16 protein-coding genes are annotated in these 15,920 nt (G+C 45.6%); 13 read left to right on the top strand and 3 right to left on the bottom strand.

The annotated features are described in order from the left end of the window. Positions 1-132: 132 nt before the first annotated feature. The 4 genes from VDIS_RS09835 to VDIS_RS09820 all read left to right on the top strand — a co-directional run bounded on the left by VDIS_RS09835 (position 133) and on the right by VDIS_RS09820 (position 6,173). A complete protein-coding gene (locus tag VDIS_RS09835; protein WP_148678315.1) occupies positions 133-1,548 on the top strand; it encodes an extracellular solute-binding protein in 1,416 nt (471 codons plus the stop codon). Between the two features lie 15 nt (positions 1,549-1,563). Further along, positions 1,564-2,454 (top strand): carbohydrate ABC transporter permease, encoded by an 891-nt coding sequence (locus tag VDIS_RS09830; RefSeq protein ID WP_013337095.1) that lies wholly within the window; start codon positions 1,564-1,566, stop codon positions 2,452-2,454. Continuing rightward, on the top strand, positions 2,451-3,323 hold the full coding sequence (locus VDIS_RS09825) for a sugar ABC transporter permease (RefSeq protein ID WP_013337094.1): 873 nt from the start codon (positions 2,451-2,453) through the stop codon (positions 3,321-3,323). Before VDIS_RS09830 ends, VDIS_RS09825 begins: the two co-directional genes overlap by 4 nt. 69 nt (positions 3,324-3,392) lie before the next feature. After that, positions 3,393-6,173 (top strand): glycoside hydrolase family 57 protein, encoded by a 2,781-nt coding sequence (locus VDIS_RS09820; protein WP_013337093.1) that lies wholly within the window; start codon positions 3,393-3,395, stop codon positions 6,171-6,173. A gap of 31 nt (positions 6,174-6,204) precedes the next feature. Here VDIS_RS09820 and VDIS_RS09815 read toward each other — a convergent pair whose 3' ends face one another. Continuing rightward, positions 6,205-6,402, bottom strand: coding sequence for a hypothetical protein (locus VDIS_RS09815; RefSeq protein ID WP_013337092.1), 198 nt, complete (start codon positions 6,400-6,402; stop codon positions 6,205-6,207). A gap of 15 nt (positions 6,403-6,417) precedes the next feature. Further along, a complete protein-coding gene (locus VDIS_RS09810; protein WP_013337091.1) occupies positions 6,418-6,948 on the bottom strand; it encodes a TRASH domain-containing protein in 531 nt (176 codons plus the stop codon). A gap of 65 nt (positions 6,949-7,013) precedes the next feature. Between VDIS_RS09810 and VDIS_RS12700 the strand changes: the two genes are divergently transcribed. From VDIS_RS12700 to serS, 9 genes are all read left to right on the top strand, one after another. Further along, the gene (locus VDIS_RS12700) at positions 7,014-7,190 is read left to right on the top strand and encodes a YHS domain-containing protein (RefSeq protein ID WP_013337090.1); all 177 of its coding nucleotides are present in this window, start codon (positions 7,014-7,016) and stop codon (positions 7,188-7,190) included. Between the two features lie 9 nt (positions 7,191-7,199). Continuing rightward, complete coding sequence (locus VDIS_RS09805) at positions 7,200-9,629, top strand: heavy metal translocating P-type ATPase (protein ID WP_342606892.1); 2,430 nt, start codon at positions 7,200-7,202, stop codon at positions 9,627-9,629. Positions 9,630-9,688: 59 nt separating this feature from the next. After that, on the top strand, positions 9,689-9,985 hold the full coding sequence (locus tag VDIS_RS09800) for an MTH1187 family thiamine-binding protein (protein ID WP_013337088.1): 297 nt from the start codon (positions 9,689-9,691) through the stop codon (positions 9,983-9,985). Positions 9,986-9,987: 2 nt separating this feature from the next. After that, the gene (locus VDIS_RS09795; RefSeq protein ID WP_013337087.1) at positions 9,988-10,446 is read left to right on the top strand and encodes a YkgJ family cysteine cluster protein; all 459 of its coding nucleotides are present in this window, start codon (positions 9,988-9,990) and stop codon (positions 10,444-10,446) included. A gap of 245 nt (positions 10,447-10,691) precedes the next feature. Further along, positions 10,692-11,246, top strand: a complete 555-nt coding sequence (locus tag VDIS_RS09790; RefSeq protein ID WP_013337086.1) for a 2-oxoacid:acceptor oxidoreductase family protein — start codon at positions 10,692-10,694, stop codon at positions 11,244-11,246. Position 11,247: 1 nt separating this feature from the next. After that, positions 11,248-11,523 carry a 4Fe-4S binding protein gene (locus VDIS_RS09785; protein WP_013337085.1) on the top strand — a complete coding sequence of 92 codons (276 nt, stop codon included), beginning with the start codon at positions 11,248-11,250 and terminating at the stop codon, positions 11,521-11,523. Continuing rightward, the gene (locus tag VDIS_RS09780; protein ID WP_013337084.1) at positions 11,524-12,738 is read left to right on the top strand and encodes a pyruvate ferredoxin oxidoreductase; all 1,215 of its coding nucleotides are present in this window, start codon (positions 11,524-11,526) and stop codon (positions 12,736-12,738) included. Positions 12,739-12,743: 5 nt separating this feature from the next. Continuing rightward, positions 12,744-13,649, top strand: a complete 906-nt coding sequence (locus VDIS_RS09775) for a 3-methyl-2-oxobutanoate dehydrogenase subunit beta (protein WP_013337083.1) — start codon at positions 12,744-12,746, stop codon at positions 13,647-13,649. Positions 13,650-13,695: 46 nt separating this feature from the next. Then, complete coding sequence (serS, locus tag VDIS_RS09770) at positions 13,696-15,102, top strand: serine--tRNA ligase (protein WP_013337082.1); 1,407 nt, start codon at positions 13,696-13,698, stop codon at positions 15,100-15,102. Between the two features lie 2 nt (positions 15,103-15,104). On the opposite strand, the gene VDIS_RS09765 is transcribed toward serS, so the two are convergent. Then, positions 15,105-15,854 (bottom strand): TrmB family transcriptional regulator, encoded by a 750-nt coding sequence (locus VDIS_RS09765; RefSeq protein WP_013337081.1) that lies wholly within the window; start codon positions 15,852-15,854, stop codon positions 15,105-15,107. Positions 15,855-15,920 lie beyond the last annotated feature (66 nt).

Here is a 15,920-nt window from a genome sequence, read left to right as displayed (position 1 = left end):
TAATGGGTATACCTAGGTATAAATATATAGATGAGTATCTAAGTTTTGCCTTTTTTATTTATGAGCATTCATGAATTATATAAATCAATCACGGTAATGCTTTTAAACCTATTCATAATACCTGAAATACGTATGAGTAAGCTTGGACTATCCACAGGGGCTATAATAGGCATAGTCGTTGCAGTGATAGTCATAATAGCGGCGGTCGTGGCCGTGGTTTACCTATACAAACCCTCCGCACCAAAACCAGCAACACCACCAGGCTTCGTAATACCAATAAGTGACTTCACACCACAAAATGTATACAGCCCCAGCTTTGCTCAAACGTTCTGTTCTAAGGTTGGTAACGTAACGATAACCGTGTGGAACACATACAGCGTTAGTGAGAATCAGGCATTTAATGCCTCATTGGCATCCTTTGAGCAGTTATATCCATGTATACATGTTGAGGTAACTTACGGTGTCAGCATTGCAACGAGCAACTTCATATCAGCCGCAAAGGCTGGGCAAGCGCCTATCGTCTATAGGGATACGAGTGATGATGCAGGAAAACTATTCGCAGCCGGACTACTACTAAACCTAAGTGAGTACCTGCCACCGTCAGTATTCGAGCAGTACCTACCAACGGCTGCGCAGAACTTCTACTTAAACACACCAAGCGCCCATGGTTATTACGGCTTACCCGACAACATAAATTACATAGTCATGTTCTACAATAAGCAATACATAACATCACCACCAAACACCACAGACCAATTGATCAACATGTGCCTGCAGGTCAATAGCACGTACCACGTGTGGTGCATTGCCTACGGTGTCGGCTCTGAGTGGGGTTATAGATTCGCCGCATGGTTCGCTGGCTTTGGCGGGCAAATATTCGGCCCCAACAACATGCCACAACTCAATTCAAGCGCTATGGCTAATGCCTTAGAATTCTGGTATAATCTAACATACGGCCTACACATAAATGCCCCAGACATGAACCCAAGCCTTGAGGGGCAGTTATTCACAAGTGGTCAAGCAGCCATAATATTTGATGGACCATGGGACTTGGGAACGTACTTCAAGGCACTTGGTTGTAACCTTGGTGCTGCACCATTACCCGTGGTTAGCCAGACAGGTCTACATGCAAGCCCACTGATAGGTAGTACTGGTTGGGTGATTGCATCGCCACAGGCAAGTGGCGCCACGCCTCAGCAGTTGGAGGCTGCATTGGTGTTCATACTGTACATGACTGGACCACAGGCAGACCTTAACCTATGGAATTATGCGCACGATATACCAGCCAATATACAGGCCTATAACCAGGCGGTTAGTCAGTTGAAGGCTGGGCAGTTAACGCCATCATGCCTCAACGACATTATGGAGGGCATATTCGCCCAGGCGCAGTACGGCCAGAAGTTCCCCAACATACCCGCAATGGCGTATTACTGGCCGGCATTCCACCAGTACGCAACTGCCTACTTCGCTAATCAGACGACCGCCCAGGCCGCTGCCCAAGGCATGGAACAGTACATGCTTCAGCAAATGGCTCAATCAAGCAGTTAAGTTAGGTGATTAATAATGGACCCTCTTCAAAAGTTAGACCGTATCTTTATCCAATACCTTTACCTTCTTCCCATCATTGCCATTGCATTATTCCTATTTCTATACCCGGTGGCCTATGCCGTGTATATATCATTTACAAACTTTGATCTTTATCACTTATTTCATTATACATTTATTGGGTTAAGGATATATCAAGAAATATTAACTAGCGATACTTTTTATACATTATTACTGAACACGGTGATTTGGACAGTGGGTAGTCTAGTCCCGATGGTTGTTACTGGTTTCATCCTTGCCTTAATACTTAATCAGAAGGATATTAAGGGTAGGGATGTATTTTTTACGTTACTTTTAGTTCCTTGGGCATTTCCAGCATACATATCATTAGTGATTTGGTCTGGGATGTGGAATTATGAGTATGGAATCGTCAATAAATTCCTCGGCTTATTTGGCATCCCACCAATCAACTGGTTAACATTCACGAATACCGCCTGGGCGGCATTAATATTAACGAACCTGTGGTTATCATTCCCATATTATACGGCGGTCTTCCTATCAAGTCTGCAGAGCATACCGAGTGAGTTATATGATATTGCCGTGGTTGATGGCGCCAATGCCTGGCATAGGTTTAGGTACATAACACTGCCCCTAATGAGGAGCGCCATAGCCTTCGTCAGCGTTGGTGGCTTCGTATTTACATGGAATAACTTCTACCCAATATACATATTGACGGGTGGTGGTCCGGGCATATCCACAGACATACTAATTGTTTATACGTACCAGGAGGCATTCTCATATGGCTATTATAACATTGCTGCGGCTTACTCCGTAATCTCGACAATAATACTGACAATAATGGCAATACTAATGCTCAGGGTTGGTAGGGTCCTTGAGGTGATAACATGAGTAATAGGTATAGCCTAAGGAACAAGGTAATTAATTGGGTTAGGCTTGGTATATCGTATATAATACTTACCGTTACAGCCATCATAGCCGTATTCCCAATCTACTACATAATAATCACTTCCGTGAATCCAATACCAACATTGGCCTCAATAACCCTACGCTCACTCCTGCCCGAGAACCCATCCCTAGAGGCCTATTACTACATATTATTTAAGGAACCATTCCTATTATGGTTAAGGAATAGCCTGATACTCGCGGCAGGTACGATAGCGATCACGGTTATTGTAGCCTTCATAACGGGGGCTGCCCTATCTAGGTTTAATGTACCTGGGAAGACCACGTTGATGGTGACCATATACGTGATGACGTTCTTCCCATTCGCAGCGACGGCACTGCCCCTATACTTAATGTTCGCATCATTGGGTATGCTTAGAGGGTGGGCTACATACGTAGGTTTAATACTAGCCTATTCAGGTGGCACATCAATATTTAGTTCATACCTAGTTAAGGTGTTTCTTGATAGGATACCTAAGGATTATGAGGAGGCCGCGTTGATCGATGGGTTAACTAGGCCTGGGGCGTTCTTCAGAATTCTTTTACCAATGGCTAAGCCAATAATTGCGTTTGTCGCGCTCTTGGCATTCATGGGAGCCTATACGGATTATGCACTGGCATACGCATTCATAGCAAAGGGTAGCATGTGGACCTTAACCCTGGGTATGTACTATCTAGCCTTCGTGAATAGGGCAACACTGTATAATGTGCTTGCTGCGTTCTCCGTGCTCATGGGAATACCAATATTTGCAATATTCATGGCATTCCAGAAGTACCTGGTACAGATATATGCAATGGGTGGTGTTAAGGCATAGAGGAATTGAAAATAATTAAAAGAATAATTGAAAAGAAAAATTTAAATATCTAAAAAATACCCTAATAATATGACAAATAAAATAATATACCCGTTAATTCTTTTACCAATAGTAGCAGCACTACTTATGGTACCCATAACCTATGCCCAAAGCTCATGCTCATATGTAGTATCCTTTAACGTAACACCAGCGTCAGGCTCCGCGTACATAACCGTGGCGATAACGGGAGTACCAGAGGGCCACGAGGTTTACTTACGCTGGGGTATTGAACCATACCCACAGGGGCCTTGGTCAAGCGTCACTGATACCTTAATGACTTGGAATGGAACCAGCTACGTAGTTACGATTGGGCCTTTCCAACCAGGTACTTGGGTTGCCTGGGTATTCCATGATGTAACCACGAACACTTGGATTAACTATCAATGTGTACCCTTCTGGAACTGGAATGTTGACGTTAATCCACCGAACCAAGGATATACATGGGCCTACGTTTATCCAAACGGTTCAATATTAATAACCGTACTTGGTAGGGCGCCGGATAACATACTCCTCTGGTATGGCCTAACCTCAGGCCCTGGAAATGTTCCTTGGTACACCACGAGTGGTGCGCCTGGCGCCATGAATGCGACAATGACATTCAACCCACTCTGGGGTAATTACTCAGTTATGATAGGGCCATTCCAGCCGGGACAGTGGATCCAGTGGGTCTACTGGGATACAACGACTAACACCTGGCTTCACTGCTCAGCCAACCTAATAAGCGGTACGGTAATCTGCACACCCAACGGGAACTTCGCAATACAGGACGTGTACTCACCGTTGATATTCATAAATGCGACGTATAGTAAGTATGTTTACTTAGTTGGTCAGAATGCCACTGTCTACGTTCTTTTCGAGAACGAATTTGGCAAGCCTATTACTGTTAATATGACACTCACGGCAAATAGTGAGGAGTTTAATTACTACGATGTAACAATAATGCCAGGCTACTACACGGTGGCGCTGAACTTCACTGTAAATATGCCGCAGGGCATATATACGCCAATGCTCACGGTGTATAGTTTAGGCACGGTATTAACCCAAGCCTCATTGCCAAGCCTCTACGTACTCAATACAACGGGCAAGCCACCGCTCAGCCTAGTCATTGTATGGAACATGCATCAACCACTTTACATAGAGCCAAACGGGACGTGGGAACAAGCCTGGGTCTTGCTTCACACGTGTCATGACTTCCTATGGAATGGGACGTGGGTTGGTGCCTACGAATTGCAAGCCATCTTACTCAATGAGTATAACGTGAGTGTTACCATAGACTTCACACCAGTACTTCTATATCAGTGGGAGACAATACTGACCGAGGGCGCATTCCCATACTCACCTGTTTGGTCAAGCCCATCAATACTCAATGTAAACATGACACAGTGTCTCGAAGCCATAAACTATACAATCAGCCTATATAGGGAGCTCGCCCAGGAGGGTAAGATCGAGATACTCGCCGTGCCATTTTACCACCCACTGCAGGCAATAATTTATGACAATGGCTGGCAGAGTGACTTACTAGCTCAAATACTCATGGGTGAGGAAATGACCGAGGATGTATTCGGCGTTAAGGCAACTGGTGCCTGGACACCCGAGATGGCATTTAACATGGGCTTAGTTCACCTATATAATGAGACCGGCATTGAATTCACAATACTCGATGCCCAGGCGTTCCTGCCCTACGCAACCGTGGTTAGCGGTACTCCATCGCCCTACGGGCCTATAATCGTTGAGGATTCAACTGGTGAGCAAATAATAGTGTTATTTAGGGATACAGACCTCTCCAACGCATTCTCCTTCGCGTACTTCAGACAACCTCCACAGGTAACCGCTAGGGAGTTAATTCATTACCTAGCCAGGATATACATGCAGAGCCCGGGCGCCGTAGTCGTCGTGGCACTAGATGGCGAGAACCCACTAATTTTTAACCCAACCACGGGTCCCGCTGATTTACAGGCTATTTACCAAGTACTCTCTGAGTACCAGGGCACCTGGTTCGTAACACAGACGGCCAGCGAGGCCATCGCAACTCATAAACCCATAGCCGTGCTAACGAACCTACCGGAGTCCTCATGGGCCCTAAACCTAAACAACTGGAACAATGGTTACCCAGGTAAGATCGAAATTTGGCGCTCAGTTGCCTTGGCTAGGGAGTACCTTGTGGCGTTTACGAAGGCCGTGGGCATGCCAATATCACCCGTGGTACCACTACCCTTCAACACAACTCCAAACTCGACAAACCCAATATACACGCTGTGGAACTACCTATACATTGCTGAGGGTAGTGACTGGACCTGGCAAACAGGACCTCCAAATTATGGCCCAGTGTGGTTCCAGGAGCAGGCATTAACGTACACGAGCGCCATAATTAACGCCATAGAGAATTATTTGTCTGAGATTAGGCTTGTTAAGTACGTGGTTGAGAATAACGCCGTAGTACTACAGATATACAACGGCCTGAACTACACATTGTATGTAACGCTAGTGGTGAGTAATGGCACGTATACGATTGCCAAGCCCGTAGTGTTGAAGCCTCACCACATAACAACAATACCCATTATAGGCATTGAAAATGCAACAACGGCTCAATTATACTCGCCGGTTACTGAGTACGAGCTTGGCGATCACCCAATACTGATTAATCAATACGGATTCCCACTGGCTACGTTTACCCTCAGCCCAGGCAATTCGCAGGCGATATCGGCGATGCAGGGAGAATCTAGTGAATTGATAACAAGCCTAATAGCATTTTTACTTAGTGCATCAGTCATAATGATAATCATACTGATTCAGAAGGGCCCATTTAGATAATTCCTGCTGAACAATGATGTTTAAATTAAACTCATTTCTCCTCTTTAACCGATCCCCTAGATACCATTGAGTAATACCTACTAAGTACAGGGCACCCACGGCCACTATTTAGGCAAAAGTTAATGAACTTACTCCTACTGACCCTCCAATCCTCAGGTGGCATGAGTATGCAACGCTCGCCATCATACGTCCTCTGATAAAAAATACACCTATTCCCACTAGATGACACAGAAGTCACGATGAGTTAGGCCTTATTTTTATTACTCCTGCTCAATTTCTTCTTCAATTCCCTCAAACAAGCCTCACAGCATAGGTAATACGTCCTCCTACCCCTCCTGTATATTATTGGCACCGTTATGGGCCCACCACAGTAATCACACACCAAACCAACACTAATTAGCTGCTTACTCACGGGTTTCAACGCTATGTAAACCTCATCCTTATCCCTAAGCCCATCAATGATAGTTACCAACTCATTGAAGTCCCTAGCCCTCACAATCACTATGTACCTACCATCAACCAATTTATAGCAGTCACCAAGGTCCGCATGAGGTTCCCTAGTTATTATGAATGCCCTTGGCGAATTCTCCGGTACATCTACCGTGAATTTAATGCCCTTATTAATCAACGACCTTAATGCCCTATACACGGTCACCCTCGACACGCCGAGTCTCTCGGCTATTTCTGAAACACTAGCCCTGGCATTCTCCCTAAGTACGTTTAATACTCTGATCTCAATATCCGTGAATCTAGAAACAGTTGTTTCTTTACTCATTGAGCTATGGTTAACAAATTGTTCTTGATAAACCATACAGTTCAGTGCATTGGCTGCACACTTGTATGGGTAAGGCTATAGATCCCGTATGTGGTATGGAGGTTGATACGAGTACGCAGTATAAAACCATCTACAAGGGTAAGGTGTATTACTTCTGCTCGCTGATGTGTAAACGGGCATTTGAGGCAAACCCAGAGTATTACCTGACGCACGGCCCTCAGGGAATGCCGCATGAGCATTAGGTGAGTTGGGTGGGTATTAATGATGAAATGAGTAAGGTGAGTATTGGACTTAGATTCAGTAATGGTAGGGAGGTCCACTTTAAAATCATTGGAATGCACTGTGCGACTTGCTCCCTGACCGTGCAAAAGGCGTTATTATCAGTTAATGGCGTGCTATCGGCCAGCGTCAGTCTTGCCAATGATGAGGCGGTCGTGATAGTTGACCCAGCGGTATTCGACTATGCCAAGGCCCTAAAGGCTGTGCAGGGGGTTGGTTACGATATCTACAGGGAAACACTAACATTCATGCTCAAGGGCCTTGAGCCTGAGGAAGTCAATACAATAGTCAGGGCACTACATGCCCCAGGGGTATTCAGTGTTGTTCCGAATCCCGTTAATCACACAGTAATTATTACGTACAATCCATTGGAAATCGATGAGGGTGGACTTAGGGCAATCATTGAGAACGCAGGTTTTAAGGTAATTGGCGTGAGTAAGGGAGGTACTGAGGACTTTGACGTTGATAGGAAGGCCGTTGAGACAGACCTAAAGGACATTAAGGCTAGGCTTACTGTGGCAATTCCTTTAACCGCCCTTATATTCTTACTCGAAGCCCTAAGCATTGCGGGGATCATACCAGGTGCCCTATATGCCATTGCCTCCTTCGCCCTATCGACCCCAGTCCAGTTCTACTCAGGGATGCGCTTCATTAGGGGTGCCGTCAGAGCCTTTAGAAATGTCACCGCAAATATGGACACCCTAGTAACGTTAGGTACTTTGTCGGCATACGTATTCAGCGTGCTAGTACTGACTCATGTGATTAGTGGAGACGTATTTTTTGACTCAAGCGCGGCGATAATCACGTTCATATTAATTGGTCGTTACCTGGAGACGAGACTTAAGCTTAGGGTTGGCTCGACAATGAGAGAATTAGCCAGGCTTTACCCAAGGAGCGCCAGGGTAGTCAGGAGTGGCATTGAGACTTTGGTCTCAATTAATGAGGTTAAGCCTGGTGATATTGTGGTTGTTAAGGAAGGTGAGGTAATACCAGTGGATGGTTATGTGGATGGTGGTGAGGGTTACGTGGACGAGGCTGTGATGACCGGAGAGCCAAGGCCAAGGCATAAGGGTGTCGGTGACCTGGTGCTAGCCGGCATGGTGCTCACGAAGGGTTACTTAAGGATTAGGGCAACTAGGAGTGGCGAGTACGCCTTTATTGCACAGGTGATTAAGCAGGCAAGGCAAGCTCAGTCGCTTCGTTTGCCTATACAATCACTCGTGGATAGGGTTGCCTCATACTTCACGTGGCTCGTAATAACGGCTGGCGCAGTAACCTTCATCGTTTGGTACCTACTGGGCGCGCCAATTTACGTGGCAGTACTTCACATGGCTTCCGTACTAGTCATTGCATGCCCATGTGCCCTCGGTCTAGCCACACCAATAAGTGTGGTGGCAGGTACAAACAATGCCTTAAAACATGGCATTTTAATCAGGGATTCAAGGGCAATAGAGCTCAGCCCGAGGATTAGGGCGGTGGCCTTTGATAAGACGGGCACCCTAACCCGGGGTAGGTTTGAGGTTATTTCAGTAATTGGTGATGAGAAGGTCCTTTACTACGCGGCAGTGGCGGAGAAGGGTTCCGAACACCCAATAGCCAGGGCTATTCTTGAAAGGGCAAAAGAGGTATATGGGGAAATCCCCGATGCGGATAATTATGATACCATACCGGGCATGGGCATTATCGCCCAGCGGAATGGCTTAACGATAGGTGTTGGTAATGAGAAGTTAGTTAAGGGATTTGAGGCGGTAATTAACTTGGAAATTGAAAGAAAGGTCCGTGAGAGTGCGAGTGATGGTTATACCGTAGTTTATGTAATAATCAATAATGAGGTGCTGGGAGCTATAGTGCTTGGTGATTCCTTAAGGCCTGAGGCTCCCGCGGTAATTAATGAGTTAAGGCGTATAGGTATGGTGCCCGTAATTATCACTGGTGATAGGACTGAGGTGGCAAAAATGGTGGCTAGGAAGTTAGGTATTGAGCATGTCTATGCAGGGTTAACGCCCGATGAAAAGGCTGAGGTAGTTAAGGAATTGAAGGATAAGTTCGGTATTACTGTCATGATTGGTGATGGCGTTAATGATGCGGTGGCGTTGAAAGTCGCCGATATTGGTATGGCCATGGGCACAGGCACGGACATAGCAAAGAGCGCTGGAGATGTGGTATTGCTAGATAGTGATTTAACGAAGGTACTTAGTTTCATTAAGTTATCAAGAAAGATACTAAGCAATATTAAGTTTAATATACTATATGCATTCATATATAATGCCGTATTAATACCAATAGCTGCTGGCGCCGTGCCTGGACTTACCATAAGGCCTGAGTGGGCTGGCTTGGCAATGGCATTGAGTAGCACAACGGTAACATTAAACGCATTAAGACTTAGGCGAAGCCACGTTTAAGAAAGGTAAATCCCACCTTAAGTAAGTCTTAATAACCACCTTAAATTCCAATTGTGGGTATGAGCGTAATCGTGGAAATAGCGGTTGACCCCATAGGAACAAGCTCGCCAAGCGTTGGTGATTACATTAAAATCGCGATAGATGTGATTAAGAGGTCAGGTTATAAGTACGAAATCGGCCCCATGGGTACGTCAGTCGAGCTCCCAAGCGTTGAGGCGCTGGGTAAATTACTCCAGGATATCCACGACACCCTCTATAAAGTGGGCATTAAGAGGATTGTGACCACGGTTAGAATAGACGATAGAAGGGATAAGGCAATTACAATGGCTTATAAGGTTGAGAGAGTCAGTAAGTGATCATGGCTAAAATACGTATTAGGCTTGGCACGGTATTTGACGACCCTGAATTCTTCGAGGTTAAAATGAATTGCACCAAGTGCGGTAAGTGCTGTCTAAATACGCAAATGGAGCTTCTACCCGAGGATATTGAGAGGATAACTAAGCTTGGTTATAGGCTCACGGACTTCGCAGTATTTGATGGTGAGATGTGGCGGTTAAGGAATGTGGATGGACATTGCGTCTTCCTTAATCCACAGACCATGCAATGCACTATATATGAGAATAGACCGATTGGCTGTAGGTTGTATCCATTGGTTTACGATGATGTTGAAGGCCCATATATCGATAAGGAATGCCCGGCATGGAATACCGTGGGTCGTAATGAAATAAATAGACTTGGAAAATACCTGCCATTATTCATAGGTAGGGCACGTCAAACGAATCAATGGGTTAGATTGAGGTATGGCGTTAGGACTTAACAATTTTACTTAAGTAAATAATACTTTAATGATGCATCATTAAAATATCTTTTGATGGTATCATTATATTAATTTAGGCATGTTTTTAAACAATGCGGCAGATGATTTTTATGTATTTCATAACTTATTTATTAAGTCATTTCAATAATCCTATGGATTTATATTTAACTATTTTTACCATTTAGAGATAAATAATCTACCAGAAGCATTTATAAAGCCCTAGTGCTTACGGTTCATGAGTTAGTATGGCCGAGGTGACTGAATTCATAATCTTAGGTAGGGGTGGGCAAGGGGGTGTTACTGCCGCTAGGATCCTCGTGTCTGCCGCGCTTAAGGATGGTAAGTGGGGTCAGGCAATCCCTGAGTTTGGTGCTGAGCGTAGGGGTGCCGTTGTTAAGTCCTACGCAAGGATTGCCGATAAACCTGTACCTCTCCACAGCAATGTTAGGAGAGCTGATGTATTGGTGGTTCTCGTCTCGAGTGTTCTTGATTTGGTGAATGTGGATGATCTTATGAAGAGTAGGGACTCCATAATTATCGTTAATTCACCATCACCAATAAGGACTGGGTATAGAACTTACTACGTTGATGCAACATCAATAAGTGAGAAGCTTGGGCTTGTAATCGCTGGTTGGCACATAGTGAGTACTCCATTACTGGGTGCCGTTGCGAGGGTAACGGGTGTTGTAAGTCTTGACTCAATCATCGCCTCATTACCTGAGTTTGTTGGTAGAGAGAACCTGGTTAAATTGAATGCTGAGGCAGTTAAGATGGGTTATGAACTAGTCAGGGGTGAGTGAGATGAGCGTTGCCGAGAAATTAAGGGGTCTCTTATTATCAACGCCTGCCGAGGGTGCTGGCGGTAGGACCGGTACGTGGCGTGTTTATAGACCCGTGATTAATTATTCTAAGTGCACTAAGTGCGGTATTTGCTGGCTTTATTGCCCTGAGAATGTGATTGAGTGGCTTGAGGATAAGAATGTTAGGATTGACTATAACTACTGCAAGGGCTGTGGAATCTGCGCGGATGTTTGTCCGGTCAAGGCCATTGACATGGTTAAGGAGGGGGTGGTGTGAATGAGTAGGCAGATATCCCTCGCCAAACAGGTTAGGAAGGTATTGGTCGGCGATCACGCGGTTGCTGAGGCCGTGAAACTAGCTAGAGTTAACGTGATATCGGCATATCCAATAACACCGCAGACATTAATTGTTGAGAGAATTAGCGAGATGATTGAGAGAGGAGAGTTGAGGGCTGATTACGTGAGGGTCGAGAGCGAATTTGCCGCATTAGCTACGGTATATGGAGCGGCTGCGGGCGGCGCGAGGGCTTTTACTGCAACTTCAAGCCACGGCCTATTCTACATGTACGAAATGCTCTGGTGGGCCGCAGCCTCAAGGGTTCCACTCGTAATGGCCGTGGTTACTAGGGTTGTTGGCCCGCCGTGGAATATACATGATGAGCACACGGATTTACTAGCCATTAGGGATAGTGGTTGGATAATTGGTATGGCTCAGAACGTGCAGGAGGCCTTTGATATGACATTGACAGCATTTAGAATAAGTGAGGATGAAAGAGTGCTATTACCAGTCGCTGTTGGGCTTGATGGATTCATACTTAGCCATACTGCGGAGCCCCTCGATATCCCATCACAGGAGGACGTAGATGCTTGGTTACCACCTAGGAACCCGAGAATCCCGTACGTCATTGAGCCTGGCGGTGAGACCATAACAATGGGTAATCTACCCCGTAATGACGTTTACCATGCATTGCTCAAGAAGTACATGGATGAGTCCATGGAGTCCGCAAAGAAGGTTATTGCGGATGTCTATGATGAATATGGTAAATTAACCGGTAGGAAGTATGGGCCATTGACTGAATGTTATAGATGCAGTGATGCTAAGTATTTGGCAGTGTCAATGGGTGCGTGGAGTGGGGATATAATGACTGCGGTTGATAGGCTTAGGGATGAGGGATATCCCATTGGCTTATTAAGAATTAGGTATATCAGGCCATTCCCTGAGGAAGACATTACTGGGTGGATTAATGGCATGAAGGGTGTAATAGTGTTTGACAGGGACTACTCAGCGGGTATGGGTGGAATTCTTGCAAGTGAGGTAAGTGGTTTTGTGCCTAGTAACGTATCGTTTGAAGGCATATTAGCGGGGGTTGGTGGTTTCGACGTCTCACCTGATGAGTTTAAGACGTTAATGATGGAGTTCATTAATAAGGTAGAACACGAAGGCCTGGTGAGGGTTAGGAAGTATTGGTATATACCGAAGATTGAGAGGTGATGGGCATGGTCACAATGAATGAACTGCACAAGTATGGGAGAACGAAATTCATAATGCCGGGGACGGCGGCATGCCCTGGATGCCCATTACAAGTGGGTATGAGGCAGCTGGCTATGGCGCTTGATGGTAAGTTCACCATGGTAATACCGGCTGGGTGCTCAAGTATAATACCGGGTACAGCGCCATTTACTGCGTATACCGTGCCTGTACTCCACGTACCGTTTGCGTCAAGCCCCGCGGTTGCGAGTGGTATAGCTAGGGCCGTTAGGCAGAGGGGTAATAACGGCCCTGTGGTTGTTTGGGCTGGTGATGGTGCAACGGCTGATATTGGATTTGCGACATTAAGTGGTGCCGCTTATAGGAATGAGGATATACTCTACATAATGGCTGATAATGAGGCATACATGAACACAGGTATTCAGGCGAGTGGTACAACGCCCTGGATGGCCTGGACAACCACATCGCCAAGGGGTAAGACTGAGGATAGGAAGGACGTAGCGCTGATAATGCTAATGCATAAGGTACCCTACGTAGCCACTGCAAGCATTGCATACCCAATGGACTTCATAGATAAGGTTAGGAGGGCAATGCAGGTTAAGGGGTTCAAGTTCATACACCTACATGCACCCTGTCCACCGGGTTGGCGCATGGAGGATGCCTATACCATCAGAGCTGCAAGGCTTGCTGTTGAGACTGGCGCCTGGATTCTATGGGAGTACAACCAGGGCAAGCTCACCATTAGTCCGCCAAGTCTTCCGTACAAGGATAAATCAAGGAGGAGGCCACTGGAGGAGTACCTGAAGATTCAGGGTAGGTTCGCTCACTTGAAGCCTGAGGATATTAAGGTCATGGAGGAGAAGATAGATAGGCAGTGGGATTTGATACTTAAGCTGGCTGAGATTTTTAAGTGACGTTTTAAAATAAAATTTAATAATTGTGTAAATCCTAGGAGCAATAATGAGCTGGAGTTTATTGGATGCATTGAGGAATAGACCAGACATTGTTAGGGATTCACTTAGGAAGAGGAGAATGGACATTAGCATCGTTGATAAATTCATTGAGTTGGATAATAAGTGGAGGAGCCTTAAGGCGGAGATTGATGAGTTGAGGCATAGGCATAATGTGATCACTAAGGAGGTTAGCAAGCTAAGTGGTGCCGAGAGGGAGAAGAAGATAATGGAGGCTAAGGAATTATTAAGTGAGATTCAGAAGAAGGAGAAGGAGTTGGATAGCATTGAGAAGGAGAGGGAGAGGGTATTAAGGTCAATACCAAACCTTGTCCATGAAAGTGTACCCTATAACTGCCCAGAGGGTGTTGACTCAATACCCATTAGGTTCTACGGAACACCCAAGGTATGGGTCGGCCATATCAAGGAGTTTAAGGATCAGACAGAACGTTTTGGTTTTAACGTGCCTTATGAAACCATTGATTGGAAGCCCATTGGGCATGCTGACATGCTTGAGATTGTGCTTGGCATGGGTGATACGCTTAAGGCAGGTGAGGTTGCTGGGTCTAGGTTCTATTACCTATTCGATGACTTGGTAATGCTCGACATGGCACTGATCGCTTACGCCATTGATTATATGACTAAGAAGGGCTTCAGACTCGTGCTTCCACCATACATGCTAAAATACGAAGTACTCTCTGAGATCCTTGATATGGAGACGTTCAAGGACATGGTGTATAAGGTGGAGAATGAGGACCTATACCTAATTGGTACCGCTGAACACCCAATAGCCGCATACTTAAGGCGTATGGAGCTCCTTGAGGATCAATTACCACTACTATTCGTCGGAGTATCACCAAGCTTCAGGAGAGAGGCCAGCGCAGGTAATAGGGATATGAAGGGTATTTTCAGGGTTCACCAGTTCCATAAGGTTGAGCAATTCGTGTTTTCACTACCCGAGGAGAGTTGGAGGTGGCATGAGGAATTGATAAGAAATGCTGAGGAGTTGTGGCAGGGCCTTGGCTTACCATACAGGGTGGTGGTGCTTTGTGCCCATGATATGGGTAGGTGCGCCGCCAAGCAGTATGACCTCGAGGTTTGGATGCCTGCCCAGGGGATGTATAGGGAAATGGTATCATGCAGTAACTGCACTGACTGGCAATCCGCAAAGCTTGGGATTAGAGTCCTGAGGAGGGACATGAGGAGGGAGTTTGTGCATACCCTGAACTCAACGGCGATAGCCAGTACGAGGGCAATAACGGCAATACTCGAGAATTACCAAGAGCCGGATGGCACAGTGGTAATACCCAAAGTCCTGAGGAAGTATCTGGAGATATTTAGCAAAGGACCGACGGACGCCATTTATCCGAGGAAGAAAGTGAAGAGGGATGATAAGGGCAACCCAATTATTGAATAAAATTAACGCTGGAGAATCTCGGCGTCACCCCATAAGTTGTTGAAGTACGTCTTAGCGATGTCAATTATGTAATCCTGCCTTGAGAATAGGCTTATGTAATCCACGCCATGCTTAATTATTAGAACCACACCACCAACGCCTATGAAGCCACCGCCAAATAACTTATCCCTAACCCTAATGTGTATTCTGGGTGGTAAGTCCTTAACGTGGTTAATAATGTCGCGGGAGATCAACAGCCTGACTTCACTATTACGTGATATATCCTCAATCATGGACAACACCCTATGATCGAGTAGTTCCACGTATGGGGTTGCAACGTCAAGATTACCGTAACCCATTGACTTCATTATAAGTTCCTTGGTGTTGTCGAGGCCCCTGACAACGTAGAGCAGTTCGCTTTGGGCTGTCACCCTGCCTTTATAGGCTGATTCATACATTAACTGCAGCGAATCTATTAGTGGTTTTATTGAATTCACATAGTCGGAGAATCTCTGAATTAATCTATTGAATATGTCCGTTGGAGACACGGCATAGAACAACTCAGGTCTCTTCTTATCATCAATCTCCACGTAACCTAACCTATATAATTTATGAAGCACTGAGTATACCTTAGATGATGGGATGTTCGCCTTCATCGCAACATCCCTTGCGGTTAATGGACCATTCTCCACAAGTGCTATGTAGGCCTTTATGTCGTAGCTCGTTAATCCTATAAACCTAGCGAGCTCCTGAAGTCTCTTCTCAATGCTCATACTAAAAAACACTTCTGAGAGTATCAATTGGTGACAAAGCTTTTAAATAATTAACCCTCAAGTTTC

Source organism: Vulcanisaeta distributa DSM 14429 (genome assembly GCF_000148385.1).
Classification (GTDB): domain Archaea; phylum Thermoproteota; class Thermoprotei; order Thermoproteales; family Thermocladiaceae; genus Vulcanisaeta; species Vulcanisaeta distributa.
This window is presented reverse-complemented; position numbering and strand designations above follow the sequence as displayed.

Coding starts and splice junctions, on each gene's coding strand:
- VDIS_RS09835 (WP_148678315.1), top strand. CDS start 133: ATGAGTAAGCTTGGACTATCCACAGGGGCTATAATAGGCATAGTCGTT.
- VDIS_RS09830 (WP_013337095.1), top strand. CDS start 1,564: ATGGACCCTCTTCAAAAGTTAGACCGTATCTTTATCCAATACCTTTAC.
- VDIS_RS09825 (WP_013337094.1), top strand. CDS start 2,451: ATGAGTAATAGGTATAGCCTAAGGAACAAGGTAATTAATTGGGTTAGG.
- VDIS_RS09820 (WP_013337093.1), top strand. CDS start 3,393: ATGACAAATAAAATAATATACCCGTTAATTCTTTTACCAATAGTAGCA.
- VDIS_RS09810 (WP_013337091.1), bottom strand. CDS start 6,948: ATGAGTAAAGAAACAACTGTTTCTAGATTCACGGATATTGAGATCAGA.
- VDIS_RS12700 (WP_013337090.1), top strand. CDS start 7,014: ATGGGTAAGGCTATAGATCCCGTATGTGGTATGGAGGTTGATACGAGT.
- VDIS_RS09800 (WP_013337088.1), top strand. CDS start 9,689: ATGAGCGTAATCGTGGAAATAGCGGTTGACCCCATAGGAACAAGCTCG.
- VDIS_RS09795 (WP_013337087.1), top strand. CDS start 9,988: ATGGCTAAAATACGTATTAGGCTTGGCACGGTATTTGACGACCCTGAA.
- VDIS_RS09790 (WP_013337086.1), top strand. CDS start 10,692: ATGGCCGAGGTGACTGAATTCATAATCTTAGGTAGGGGTGGGCAAGGG.
- VDIS_RS09785 (WP_013337085.1), top strand. CDS start 11,248: ATGAGCGTTGCCGAGAAATTAAGGGGTCTCTTATTATCAACGCCTGCC.
- VDIS_RS09780 (WP_013337084.1), top strand. CDS start 11,524: ATGAGTAGGCAGATATCCCTCGCCAAACAGGTTAGGAAGGTATTGGTC.
- VDIS_RS09775 (WP_013337083.1), top strand. CDS start 12,744: ATGGTCACAATGAATGAACTGCACAAGTATGGGAGAACGAAATTCATA.
- serS (WP_013337082.1), top strand. CDS start 13,696: ATGAGCTGGAGTTTATTGGATGCATTGAGGAATAGACCAGACATTGTT.
- VDIS_RS09765 (WP_013337081.1), bottom strand. CDS start 15,854: ATGAGCATTGAGAAGAGACTTCAGGAGCTCGCTAGGTTTATAGGATTA.